Raw genomic sequence first — 12,507 nt, forward strand, 5'->3', positions numbered from 1 at the left:
CACTTCGTTGACAAACGTACCGCGGACCGAACTCATAAAAATACCAGACCCAATCTCGAATCCGCTGTATTATATGCAATTAATTAGGTAATTCTTACTAACCATGCACCAACCAGTATCACAAAGGGCCAAAGTCCAGGGGTCTTTCCGGCGTAAGCCGGAATGACCCTTGTTTAAGAGTCTTGGGAGGGGTTTGGGGAACCCTTCTTCAGAAGGGTTCCCTAAGCAACCCCTGAACAGATACGGCGATTTTCGCGATTATCCTCGCGGGCAAGTTGACTTCAGGTATATCATGGGTATAAAATTTATACTGAAATGCAATTCGAATTCGATCATCGAAAGAGCCTGAGCAACAAGAGGAAACACGGGATTGACTTTGTTGAAGCACAAGCTTTGTGGAATGATCCGGATCGAATCGAAATCCCGGCGAAAACCATGGATGAAGATAGGTTCCTCATAATCGGTAAAATTTCCGGTTCATACTGGTCCATCATCATCACGTGCCGGAAAGAGAGAGTCAGGATTATTTCCGCGCGTCGATCCCGCAAAGAGGAAATCAGGATCTATGAAAGCTAAAGACCTGGACAAGAAATTTGATGCCGGGGAGGACATTACCGGGTTTCTCGATCTTTCAAAAGCCACAAGACCGGGGCAGGAACAGAAACGGGTCAATGTGGATTTTCCCTTATGGATGATTCAGAACCTGGATAAGGAAGCCAGGCGCCTCGGAGTACCCCGACAATCCCTCATCAAAATGTGGATCGCGGAAAAATTGAAAGAGGCGGCCGGGCGCTCCTGATTCGCACAATGACAGATGGGTCAAATCCACGATCGGCGTTAGAATTTCTTTGATGCGTCACCGAAAAAGGCTTTTCCGCAACACTTACATCCATCACGAAAACCGTCTTCGACTTACCTCGGGAGGCCCAGGCATGGTTTTCTTTGGCGATGGATTCCGAATCGACAGCAAGGAGGCGATACCATGACTCGCATGCGTTTCAAGCTATGGTCCGTCGTTTGTCTCCTTTTCGTCGGGATTTCCTTGGCCGGTTCGATCTGCCGGTCGGAAGGCCCGGAGTTTCCTTTCGGCGCCCTGGAAACCGGTCTTTTCGAGGAATCGAATGCGCCGTGCGGATCCGATTCGGCGAACCAAGCGGATCCGGCCCGCGAAACCGGTCGAGCGTTCCCTCCCTTCCCCAGGGTTCCAAAGCTCACGAGAGTTGAGGAGGGTAATACATTTCTTCCGCTGTCGGACAACAAGATCGGCTACACGATACAGGTCAAAGGGGACGGCTCCTACTGGGTTTCCGATACCGACGTTTCCGGCGAACTGGAAGTGCGGATCAGCTATCGGTTCTTTGAAACCATAAGCGGCGGGGGCGACCGGTTTATTGTGGTCAATACCCCCATGAACGCGCCCATGGGTTGGTTTTCGCACAGCGGTCCGGAGCATTCATGGTCCCTGGGGATCGTGGGTGAATCCTATACCGTGTTCAATGCCACGCCGGATTGGGTTACGGAAGAGGTGTTAAGACTGAACGTTCAAGGCTTGCCCGTGGGAACGTATGTCTTTTACCATGCGTATGACCGAAATCCCAACGGCTTGCCGGACTTCGAGTCGCTGGAATATGACTACGCGGTCGCGCGCGTAAAGAATCCCATCTCCGTATCGCTTTCGGGCGGCCCGCTTTCCGGCAAGGCTCCGCTGGATGTAACGTTTCAGGTCGTTGTAAACGATCCGAAAAACATCAAGGACACCTGTACGTTTGTGGTGGGAGACCAGCGGTCCGGGTGCGCGGTGTATAACCAGCAGACGTTTACATCGGACGGCGTCTATAAGGCGTGGGCCGAGGTTAAGGATATGTACGGACGGGAGGTCAAGAGCAACGAACTCACCGTTACCGTCGATCCGGCCTCCGTCCCGGTCAACCGGCCTCCCACGGTGTCCAATCTGTCGGTAACGCCCTCCCAGGTTTCTTCCTATGATGAAGACTTCATTATCAGCTACTATTACGACGATCCCGACGGCGTGGATGATGTGGTGACGCACCATATAGGCCTAGGCGCCTCGTCGTTGTCCTACCCGGCCGGAGGCTCGGGCCGCTTCCAGGAGGTCTATCGATTTGTCGAGCCGTCGACTCCCGGCATCCACTATATCGACGTATACGTGAAGGATTCGGCGGGGCACGCCAGCAATACCTTGAGCAGTTCCATCTACTTGGACTTGAAGAAACCCTGCGGAACGCATGTCGAGGAAGGTGGAGACGCCGCGGAGGAACACTGGATCGACCTGGGCCGGCCGTCGGGGAAATTCTGGTTCGACTACGAGACCTACGATCAGGAAGATCGAATCACCATTTGGTACGAAGGCAAGAAAAAGTTCGATTCCGGGTGCGTCGGCACCAACGGCAATCGGAGCACCCAGGTACTGTATTCGGGAAGTTCGACACAGGTGGAGGTTTTCGTGGAACCCAACTGCGCGGGTGGAACCGGCACCAAGTGGAAATTTACCGTGTATTGCCCTCTTCCGTATTAGCCGACGGGAGATGAGAAGGACACGGATACCGCTTTCATGCACCTTCTCTTGCCTGACTGGTTCCAACACGGGATGGACGATACGCCCGACCCATCCGGCGTCCGGCGTCCGGCGTCCGACGTCCAGTATTTTTTCGCCTTCTAGATCAGTCCACGGATCAGACTCGCGGTTGCGATCCCCTTGACCACGATTTCTCCCTGTTGATTCTCGATAACACCGTGCAACTCGATGATTTCATGCTTCGGGTCGATTCTTGTGATGGTCATATGGGCCGTGACCGTATCGCCGATATACACCGGCTTGACGAACTCGATGGTCTGCGAACGGTAAATAGCTCCGATACCGGGCAGGTACATGCCCACCAGGGTGGAAAAAAGCGATGCCGTGAGCATTCCATGGACCACCCGCTGTTTGAAAAAGGTGCGGCTCGCGTAGTCCTCGTCAACGTGAAGGGGATTGGTGTCCGAGGTGATGGCGATGAAACGGTCAACGTCTTCCTGGGTAATCTTTTTTGAAAGACGGGCCGACTGCCCCCCGGAAAGATCTGAATATCCGGTCAGCGTGAACTCCATTTGACTCCTTTCCTTGATGGCCGAGATCCCTTGCTTTCTTTCCATATCAAGGGACCTGAAACACAACTGACTGCGGCTCTCTCAACGCGCTGTCAGGCTTCATCCAATGCCTTACGGACCTTTTCAGCCAACGTTTGGTTTGAAAAAGGCTTCTGGATGAAGTGAACCCCTTCGTCCAGTACACCGCGATGAGCGATGACGTTGTCAGTGTATCCGGACATGTACAGCACCTTCAAAGAGGGCTGTTCGGAAGATAGTTTCTCGTACAGTTCCCTGCCGTTCAGTCCGGGCATGACCACGTCGGTCAACAGCAAGTGCAACGGACCATGGTGCAATGCCAATGTCCCCTGCGCTTCCTCGCTGCTTTGCGCAGAAATGATCGTGTATCCCCGCCGCGTTAATACGGTCTCCGCCAACCGGCGGACCTGTTCATTATCCTCCACCAATAGAATGGTTTCGGAACCTTTTAAGTCCGTAGCCGCTTTCTTATCCGTATCTTCTTTAGCAGGCGCTTTTCCGGCAATGGGCAGGTAGATTTTGAAGGTTGTCCCATTGCCGGGTTCGCTGTAGACCCAGATGTTGCCTGCGTGTTGTTTGACAATGCCGTAGACCGTGGCAAGGCCCAGGCCGGTGCCTCGCTCCCCTTTCGTGGAAAAAAACGGCTCGAAAATCTGCTTTCGTGTCTCTTCATCCATACCATGTCCGGTGTCGCTGATGGCCAGCATGACATACTGCCCCGGCGACACGTCCGGATGCGTTTCCGCGTATGATTCGTCCAGGTCGGTAATGGTAGTTTCAATGGTCAGCGCGCCGCCGTCCCGCATGGCGTCGGCTGCATTGACGGCAAGATTCATGATCACCTGTTCCATCTGTCCGACATCCGCCATGACAGGCAGGACACCGGGTAAAGAAACAATCTTGATCACGATATCTTCGGGGATCGTGCGCCGCAACAGGCTCCGGAAACCTTCAATGGTCTCGTTGATATCCACCGCTTTGAATTCCAAGGTCTGCTTGCGGCTGAAGGCGAGCAGCTGGCGCACAAGGTCCCGGGCACGGTTTCCCGCATTAAGAATTTCGTTCACCGATTCGCGCCGGTTATCGTTGCGACCCAGATCTTCCAACAACATATCGCTGTAGCCGAGGATGGGGGAAAGCAGATTGTTCAGATCATGCGCCACCCCCCCTGCCAATCGACCCACCGATTCCATTTTCCGGGCTTGCACCAGCAGATCGTGTAGCTTATTCCGCGCCGCCTCCGCCTGCTTACGATTGGTGATGTCCTCGGTCAGGATCACGATTCCTCCCACCGAGTTGTCAGACTTGTACCAGGGACGGACTTCCCACAGCAGCCATTGGATGGTTCCGTCCATCCTCTTGAAACATTCCTCATCCACTCGTGAAACCTCACCGTTCATCCCCCGGCGATGCACCTCTTTCCAGTGATCCGGAATCTCCGGAAAGACCTCGTAGTGGGATCGGCCGATGATGTCCCGGTTTCCAAGACGATAGTCTGAAATCCATCGGCTGCTGACGGCGAGGTAGCGCATCTCGCGGTCGAACATGGCTATGGCGGCCGGCGTATGCTTGATGAGCAACCTCAGTTGTGCTTCACTCTCCTTCAACATCAGCTCAGCCTGCTTGCGTGGCGTGATGTCGCGGGCAATACCCAAAACGCCGGCTATCCGTCCTTCACGGTCGTAGATGGGCGCTTTAATGGTTTCCAATAATTCATGGTGCCCGTCGTCCGGGAACGTAATCTCTTCTTCGTTTACACATGGCTTGCCCGCAGCCATGGCCGCTCGATCTTTTTCCCTGAAGAAATCCGCCAGCTCCTTGTCCACGAAGTCATAATCCGTCTTGCCGACGATCTCGGCTTCTCGAGCGCCGAAGAAACGCTCAAACCTCGCATTACAGGACAGATATACCCCATCCGGGTCCTTCAACCAGACCAGATCGGGCAGTGTATCGATCAGTATGCGCAAGTGCATTTCGCTTTTCCGGAGCGCTTCCTGGGCCTGTCTTTTTGCCAGGAAGCCGGCGATAGAGTCTGCGACCCTGCGATACATGGCAATCAGATCCGGCGAGAAGCGTCCTTCGCGATGATCGTTGAGTTGTATCAGTCCGAAGGTCTCCCCGGCGGAACGCAAAGGGATAAGGGCGACGGATTCGTAGCCCGAACTGTTACACCGGTTGCGGGTGCGCGCCTGGCGGTCGGCATCGGTTGTAGTTGCAAGTAGTCTGGTCGTGCAATTGCTCCAGAAACTGCCGTCTGCGGTGAAAAAGTTTTTGGAGGGATCAAATCTTCCGCAAAGAATATTACCGCACATACACTCCAGAAGGGGGTTGCCGTCTCTGTCGCGCTCGACTTCACCATCCTCTTTATACGAGCAGAGATACCTCTCCATCTTAACAAACTCATCCGGAAATCCCGAAGTCACGAAATATGGAAAATCCGGCCCATCCTTGAGTCGTATAGCCACAGCCTCACACCCCGACCAATGCTTCAGACGGTGCAGGATGCTCCCCAACAAATCATCCAGCCTTTCAGTCTCATTGATCAGCTGAAGGACCTCGAGAACCATCAGATGTTCCTTTTCAATGAGCCCACGCTCGAGTTCGGCTGATTCCAATTCTTGAACTCTTTTTTCCAGTTCTTCGTAGGTCGGCTTTTTGAGCATGATCATCACCTGTGTTTCCGGGATCGAGCCGAGTTGAACATTCTGCATCTATGCCTGAAACCAGTCCCGGTCGATAGTACCCGATGAATTCTTCAATGACCGGCAAACGCCTTGAAGGCGCCGCGCGCCCCGAACTCAACCCGGAGAGGTGGAAACCGGAGAGGCCGAGGTTTGCCAGTATATCAAAAGTTGGCCCAAAAACAAAATACAGGAGCGCTCCGCGCCTCTCGCCGAGTTCACATTAGATCGGATCGGAACCTCGACGCCGGTGGACGGTAGTGAAGGCCGAGTCTGATAATCCTCCAATGCCGGTCCGCGGATTGCAGGCCGCCCCTAGCGGGAATCCGTCATGAGGCGCCGGAATGGACAAGCGCTACATGCGTGAAACTCGCGAAGGATTGTAGCTTTTCGCAGTAGAAACCAAGTGCAGTTTGTGTGCCATTTGCAGTATCCGATTAATTTTACTTGGATTCTTCATTTGTGGGCCGAGACGGATTCCTGCATATTGCCCCAAAATTGAGCAGCAGCCCTCCGCAGGTTGCTCAATTTTTGAGCAATCCATTTATGCCGCTCAACGGGCATGCCGACGTTGTTGCGTGAGTTGCTACGGGACTTGGGGGGCGGGCCGCCGTGTTTCGTTTACTGGAATGAGCGCCGTTGAACATCCGAGGAAACGGGGCGGGGCACGCTGTCTAGTGGAAGGCTTGAGGCGAAATTGAGGCGGTCATCCGCGTGTTGCATCGGCTTTAGGGTTCCGCCGCTCTCGAACAGGCTTCGATCGGCCTATTCCCTTTTGTTTTCTTTCCCGCACACCCGTCCGCAACGGCGGCATTGAAGGCATCGTGGGGGAATCGGACGATCATTGGAACACGCATGGGTGCGACTCCTCTCAAGACACAGATCGTGTCACAGGGTTCCGAGATAGGCAATCAACTGGTCCCTTTCTTCGTCGTTAAGACGATCGGCATAAGAAGGCATGTTCTTGTATGGCGTTTTGAGCTGCTTTGTTACATTCTCTTCCGTCGCCTCTCTACCGCTCGCCGGCAGCGTGTCCCGCTTAAAGAGACCTTTCAGGCCGGGACCGATCTTGGCTTCTTCGCTGTCGGTAACATGACAATGCGCGCATCCTTCGCTTGCAAACAATTGCGAGCCTTGCTTGGCCGCCGGATCGTCCGGATGCATGGCAAAGGATCGCACCAGGGCGAACAAGACCGCCACGCAGACAAGCGTGACCCACACCGCAACGGAAGCCTGATTCAGGTGGGTTTTCCTCATAATGGCCGTCCTCCCTATTCCAAGAAAGAAAAGATCTCGACTCGAATTCGTTTATCCCGGACATGCATGTTCTTAAGAGCGGCGACGACCGCTTTCAGCATCGGCGGCGGACCGCACACATAAAACGTTTTCTCACCCAGGTCTTCACCGCACAGCCGCTCGATTTTTTCCCCATCGACATGACCGGTCTCCCCCTGCCATCCTTCGTTTGGTCTGCTGAGTACATGAACGACCTTGAGTCGAGGATGTCCGCCGGCCTCGATTTCTGAAAGCTCTTTTCGGAAGACGATTCGGCTTTTTTCTCTGTTTGCATACACAAGCAGCACGGAACGGGTATCCTGCGTGTCACGCATGTGACGCAGCATACTCATCAGGGGAGTGATACCTATTCCGCCCGCCACGAACACGAGGTCATTCTCTTCCGGATGCAGCACGTAGGAAAACCGGCCGAATGCTCCGTGAACGGCCGCTCTATCGCCGACTTTCGTCCGGCCCATGGTCGACGTAAAATCGCCTGAAGCCTTGATGGTCGAACTCACATAATCCTCTTCCGTCGGAGAAGAGGAGATGGTCCAATGATGCTCTTCCACGGGCAGATTTCTATTGCGGTAAAAGGTAACGAAATGAAACTGACCGGGAAGGTAACGATAGATGGGCCGGCCTTCGGGCGGGCTCATCCTGACGGTCCAGACATCCTCGGTTTCCGGTTGAACGTCGATCACTCGGTAGGCTTGACGCTTGAGGCGCCGAGGTCGAACCAGCACATGATAGACGAACAGACAGATCGCCGAGACCAAAGCGACGACCCACAGCGCCTTCATGCCGGCCGGCCTCAGATCGTGCCCCACCACCCAGCTCTGGGTGAACGCCATGGCGATGATCAACGGGCCTCCGATGTCGTGACCCAGTCGCCACTTCTCAAATTTGACTCCGAACGATCTCTGAAAGCTGCTCAGACAGATATTGAGGAGCAGAATCAGGAGGGTCGCCTTGCCGAGCCAGATAACCCACGGGAGGTCGAGTCCTACGAGGAGGCGCCATCCTCCTCCCCCGGCAGCCAGGAGCAGGGGATGAGCCAACAGAAGAAACCCCGCGAACACGGCCATACGCTTGTGGAACCGGATCAGGATATCAAAACCAAATGCCCTTTCAATCCATTGTATCCTGGCCGCCATGACGAACTGGAGAATGAGGATCACGAATGCCATGAGCGCGCAATGTTTGCCGAGCTCGGATGCAAACCTCTTGGGTTCCACATCGAGCAACGCTGCCAGGACCACCGGCAGAGAAACCAAGCCCGTATACAAAACAAGACGTGAAACAGCTCCAAGCATGGGAAATCTCTGTTTTTGAAAACGGCGTTCAGTCCGATTCAGCGTACCGCATGGAGCATTCGCATGTCTCCCTCAACCAACTTGCCCGAATCCTAGTCCCTCCATTTTTCCTGGAATCGATCGAAAAGGATCCCCTCGAGAGTTCACATCGCTCCCCCATGCTGGCAAGCCCCATACGCTGGTTGTTTCTTCCCCGTTCGATCGCCTCCTGCGTATCGAAACCGCAGCCGTCGTCCAAAATCGTCAATCGGATTTCATCATTTTCTTGAATCAAGGAGAGGCTCACGTGTTCCGCACCGCTGTGCTTGGCCACGTTGTTGAGTGCTTCCTGTGATATCCTGTACACAATGATTTTCAGATCTTCCGGCACGTCCTTTTCTTTGACCTCCAGAGTACACTCGGTTTTGATATCCCTGTGCGTGTTGTCAAACTCCCGGCAGAGAGAGCGAAGAGCGGCATTCAAGCCTAAATGATCGAGAAGCGAGGGCCTCAGATTGTGCTGAATCCGACCGGTTTCTATCATGCTGGTTTTCACCAGGTCCAGGATCTCCTCCAAGGTTATGCTGTCCGCAAACGCCTTTTCCTGCTGGATGGCATCGATCTTTTGCTCCAACGCCATTTTGATTCCCAAAAGGCTGCCGCCGATACTGTCATGAAGATCGAGGGCCAAACTTCTTCTTTCGGCCTCCTGGGCTTTCAGGAGCCGGTTCGAAACGTCCCTCAAATTCTCTTCCATTTCTTTGCGTTTTTCGATTTCGAGTCCCAACTCTTCATTCATCTTTTTCAGCTCGGCCGTGCGCTCTTCCACACGGATTTCCAAATCCCCACGCGCTTGCCTGAGCTTCTCTTCGCTCAGTTTCAGGTTTCTGAATAGGACCTTGGTGGGTTCTTCCAGGCCTATCTTGATGAGGCCCTTGTAGATGAGATAGAAGGCGGCAATCGCCAGAAAGTGCCCGATCAAATTCGATAACCCATAGACATGTATGTAAAATGTAAAGAACAGCTCGGAAAGCACGGTCAATATGATGGATGTGACCAACAACTTCAATACTTCCGGATCGAATTCTCCTTTCTTTCGGATCAGCAATATCGCAGAAATTATCAGAAGTATAGATATTATATACTCGCTCGTCTTCTTGAAAGTGGTCAATCCTGTTTGTTCGTCGAAGCATTTCGGAAAAATGTTCCAGTAAAAAATAGATGCCAGTAGAAGGCTTGTTGCCAAAGCGAAAGCAAAAAATATAAATCCGGTCTTCAGTTTTCGATTGAAGAGAAAAGGCGCTATTACGAGCGAAATAGCCTGGATAAACTTCGTGCCGATCCAGAGCTGCGTCGGCAAGTTGGAGCCGTATTCCGGGAATACGCCCATTCCCTTATAGGCTAGGGTATGCACCAGATCCAAAGCAGCGACAAATAGATAGGCTATACTAATAAATTGAAGATAGTTGTTTTGGTATAATCCGCGAGAGTTCCAGGCAATCATAAAAATGCCGGCAGCAACTACGACACTGAAAAGTTCAGCCAGGCTGTGAAAAAGGAGGTAGCTGTATAGGCTGGCAAGGTACAGGCCCGTGACGACGGCTACGCCGAATAAGAAGCCTGCATAATTTCTCCGAACCACAGACGCTGCTTCCATTATGACCCTTCGAGTTGGAGGAGGTGGCGCCCGGATTCGGCGCCACTCTTGCTTGAGTTTGAGCTGTACTGTTTTGGAGCTGTACGATGCTTGGGCGCCGAGACCGCAGGTCAGGCCGAGTGGAGCCCGAAGCGGCTCGGCCGGTGCAACGGAGATCCGTTCCGTCGCGCCGCACATCGTAGAAATTTGTAAAAATAGAAATGTTTTTTTGGTTTTCTTGTGCCTATCAAGTAATCACAAAGAAAATTCCCCCTGGGCGAAATTTTATTTATTCTATCACAGCCCATCCCGCTAGTGAACTGAAATGAGTGCGTAATTGAACAGCGTCCCCTTTGTCGAGGGTCGGGTGGCGCAAATGCTTCAGGCGGCACTCCAGTCGTCGTTTTCATCCTGCGGCAACCCTCCCCGCAACCGATGCCGGGTTGGCTGATCCTCCGGCCGTAGATTCAGTCGATCAAGCAAGGCAACTTCCAACCCATCGCATCCCGTCCTATCGATGTAGAGGACGAACGGGTCATCGTTCATGCCCGGGTTCCTCGTGTTCAAATCCCCAGCAGGATCTTGGCGGTCGTGAAATAGATCAGCAATCCGGTGATATCCACAATGGTGGTGAGGGCCGGGCTGGCCACCACGGCGGGGTCCCATTTCATCCTGGCCGCACCCAGGGGCAGGAGGGCTCCGATCAACGTCGCGGTAACCACTTGCAGGCTTAGGGCGAGAGCGATGGCCAACCCGATCTTGTCGAGCGAAAAGCCGGCAGGAACTGGAATCTCACATTGCGAATCGACGCGAAGAGTCCCCGGTAATTCTTAGTAACAGTTTGATTCCCGGGGACGCTGCCAACAAATTCATATCAAGCCATGCCGGGCTGTTTGGGCAAGGAACGAAACCCACATGCCAAGTCGAGTCTCCGGCATTAATCCGGCAACTCTCGGGCTTTCTGACTGCTTGCGTTGAAGTCGAGGCGCTTAAAGGAAGCCACGGCTTCCCGCACGGCCATGTCTTGCTTTTCATTCCTGGGCTCGGGAAACCGCTTCAATAGCCTCTGTATCGCCATGGCCGCCTGCACCGCACTCCGGCTCTTGTCCGGGGTGGTAACGAGCACGCCATGGTTCCCCCCTTCGGCCCAGAGAGGAATGACGGCCACATTGCTCCCGCTGTCAAGAAAAAGGGACCGGTTCTCCTTGTCCGGCCTGAAGGTGGCATGCGAGAAGTCGGCGAAGCGCGGATCGGCATTCATCACTCTGACGGTGCCGGAACCTTCCCGGACCTCGGGATCGACCTTCAGGACCAGTATGCCCGAATCCGGCAACATGCGATCGAAGCCCAGGGTTTGACGGTTTTCCACCAGGTAATAGCGGCCTTGCGGAAGCGGAATCTTAACGACAAGGGTACCGCCCTTCTTGGCCAGCGGAGACAGAAAGGCGTATCGGGTATCGCCGGGTTGGACCAAGACCGCCTGCTCGGGGGAGATCCAGCCCAATCTGATTTTGGTAAAGGAAGAGATGCCGGGAGGCGGCTCCTTTCTGTCAACCAGGTGCTGGGACATGATGTCCCAAGGGCCCATGTAGATGGCGTGATGTTCGAAGCTGGGAAGGTGCGAAGCGTCAGACTGACGCTCGAAGTCGTACAGTCAGGGGACAAGCCGTCGTTTTCCGTCAATCCCTCCGAGCGCGTGGAAGAAATCATGGGCGAACATGCCCAAATGTGCGTTCTCGGTTCCGACGAACACTCCGCCCTGAAACGCTTTCTTGTTCTTGGATTCCAGTTTGACGTAAGCAACGTCCCCTCGAACGCCGGACAACATGCCCGGATTGGCGCAATAACAGATCATGCCATAGCCTTTTCCGGGCTGTGTGAGGGCACAGGGGATAATGAGCATGTGCTCGTAGTTTGAAAAATCCACATCTTTCTCAAGGGCCGTCATGGTGTCCTCGGCGAGTTTCCTTACTCTTGTCCTGTCAACCTGGAAGTTGTAGGGACTTATTTTGTATGCCGAGATCGGGTCGGGGAGCATGACCCGTCCTCTGAAGTCGGCATTTACCCAGGTCAGGCCGTAGGACTGTTCCGATACGTATCGGCTCAGACCCGCCACGGCTTTCTGTTTTATCTGATCGAGAGAGAGCGCCGGCTCGACGTCCGGGAAGCTGACCGCCACCATGAGGACGCGCTGTTCTCCCCTTGCCCGGACGGATTGCGGCCCCAGAAGGCTCTGTTCACGGGGGCTCTCGATCCCGGGGCCCTGGCACCCCGCAATCGACGAGAGAAAAACAGCGAACAATAGACACCTCATTCTTACAACCCTCACTCTCAGCGGAGACATCGCCCTTCCCCCTTCGGGTTGACATACTTCCTCATTCCTTACTTCCTCGGAGTCTCTGTCGCGCCAAAATCGCGCCGTTTGACCCCGTATCTTCTTCTCGGGAGGCACGAATGTCAAACAGGCCCGCAAGCTTCGGTAGCCTATTTATTA

At 54.0% G+C, this 12,507-nt stretch carries 11 protein-coding genes; 3 read left to right on the forward strand and 8 right to left on the reverse strand.

Features of this window, described 5'->3' with window-relative positions:
- Positions 1–315: 315 nt before the first annotated feature.
- The 3 genes from HY788_00635 (at position 316) to HY788_00645 (ending at position 2,536) form a co-directional block, all read left to right on the forward strand.
- Entirely contained in the window at positions 316–576 is a 261-nt protein-coding gene (locus tag HY788_00635; protein ID MBI4772681.1) for a BrnT family toxin, read from the forward strand.
- Positions 566–799, forward strand: coding sequence for a CopG family transcriptional regulator (locus tag HY788_00640; GenBank protein ID MBI4772682.1), 234 nt, complete (start codon positions 566–568; stop codon positions 797–799). Before HY788_00635 ends, HY788_00640 begins: the two co-directional genes overlap by 11 nt.
- A 183-nt stretch (positions 800–982) precedes the next feature.
- Complete coding sequence (locus tag HY788_00645) at positions 983–2,536, forward strand: hypothetical protein (GenBank protein ID MBI4772683.1); 1,554 nt, start codon at positions 983–985, stop codon at positions 2,534–2,536.
- A gap of 140 nt (positions 2,537–2,676) precedes the next feature.
- Here HY788_00645 and HY788_00650 read toward each other — a convergent pair whose 3' ends face one another.
- The 8 genes from HY788_00650 to HY788_00685 all read right to left on the reverse strand — a co-directional run bounded on the left by HY788_00650 (position 2,677) and on the right by HY788_00685 (position 12,357).
- A complete protein-coding gene (locus HY788_00650) occupies positions 2,677–3,108 on the reverse strand; it encodes a MaoC family dehydratase (protein MBI4772684.1) in 432 nt (143 codons plus the stop codon).
- A gap of 92 nt (positions 3,109–3,200) precedes the next feature.
- On the reverse strand, positions 3,201–5,789 hold the full coding sequence (locus HY788_00655) for a PAS domain-containing protein (GenBank protein ID MBI4772685.1): 2,589 nt from the start codon (positions 5,787–5,789) through the stop codon (positions 3,201–3,203).
- 906 nt (positions 5,790–6,695) lie between these two features.
- Positions 6,696–7,064, reverse strand: coding sequence for a cytochrome c (locus tag HY788_00660; protein MBI4772686.1), 369 nt, complete (start codon positions 7,062–7,064; stop codon positions 6,696–6,698).
- A gap of 14 nt (positions 7,065–7,078) precedes the next feature.
- Positions 7,079–8,398: a ferric reductase-like transmembrane domain-containing protein gene (locus tag HY788_00665; GenBank protein ID MBI4772687.1), complete on the reverse strand. Its 1,320-nt coding sequence runs from the start codon at positions 8,396–8,398 to the stop codon at positions 7,079–7,081.
- Positions 8,399–8,426: 28 nt separating this feature from the next.
- On the reverse strand, positions 8,427–10,034 hold the full coding sequence (locus HY788_00670; protein MBI4772688.1) for a hypothetical protein: 1,608 nt from the start codon (positions 10,032–10,034) through the stop codon (positions 8,427–8,429).
- A 542-nt stretch (positions 10,035–10,576) separates the two neighbouring features.
- The gene (locus HY788_00675) at positions 10,577–10,804 is read right to left on the reverse strand and encodes a magnesium transporter (GenBank protein MBI4772689.1); all 228 of its coding nucleotides are present in this window, start codon (positions 10,802–10,804) and stop codon (positions 10,577–10,579) included.
- 146 nt (positions 10,805–10,950) lie between these two features.
- Positions 10,951–11,583, reverse strand: a complete 633-nt coding sequence (locus HY788_00680) for a hypothetical protein (protein MBI4772690.1) — start codon at positions 11,581–11,583, stop codon at positions 10,951–10,953.
- Between the two features lie 84 nt (positions 11,584–11,667).
- Positions 11,668–12,357 (reverse strand): hypothetical protein, encoded by a 690-nt coding sequence (locus HY788_00685; protein MBI4772691.1) that lies wholly within the window; start codon positions 12,355–12,357, stop codon positions 11,668–11,670.
- Positions 12,358–12,507 lie beyond the last annotated feature (150 nt).

This window comes from Deltaproteobacteria bacterium, from assembly GCA_016208165.1.
Lineage (GTDB): Bacteria > Desulfobacterota > Desulfarculia > JACQYL01 > JACQYL01 > JACQYL01.

Coding starts and splice junctions, on each gene's coding strand:
- HY788_00635 (MBI4772681.1), top strand. CDS start 316: ATGCAATTCGAATTCGATCATCGAAAGAGCCTGAGCAACAAGAGGAAA.
- HY788_00640 (MBI4772682.1), top strand. CDS start 566: ATGAAAGCTAAAGACCTGGACAAGAAATTTGATGCCGGGGAGGACATT.
- HY788_00645 (MBI4772683.1), top strand. CDS start 983: ATGACTCGCATGCGTTTCAAGCTATGGTCCGTCGTTTGTCTCCTTTTC.
- HY788_00650 (MBI4772684.1), bottom strand. CDS start 3,108: ATGGAGTTCACGCTGACCGGATATTCAGATCTTTCCGGGGGGCAGTCG.
- HY788_00655 (MBI4772685.1), bottom strand. CDS start 5,789: ATGCTCAAAAAGCCGACCTACGAAGAACTGGAAAAAAGAGTTCAAGAA.
- HY788_00660 (MBI4772686.1), bottom strand. CDS start 7,064: ATGAGGAAAACCCACCTGAATCAGGCTTCCGTTGCGGTGTGGGTCACG.
- HY788_00665 (MBI4772687.1), bottom strand. CDS start 8,398: ATGCTTGGAGCTGTTTCACGTCTTGTTTTGTATACGGGCTTGGTTTCT.
- HY788_00670 (MBI4772688.1), bottom strand. CDS start 10,034: ATGGAAGCAGCGTCTGTGGTTCGGAGAAATTATGCAGGCTTCTTATTC.
- HY788_00680 (MBI4772690.1), bottom strand. CDS start 11,583: ATGTCCCAGCACCTGGTTGACAGAAAGGAGCCGCCTCCCGGCATCTCT.
- HY788_00685 (MBI4772691.1), bottom strand. CDS start 12,357: ATGTCTCCGCTGAGAGTGAGGGTTGTAAGAATGAGGTGTCTATTGTTC.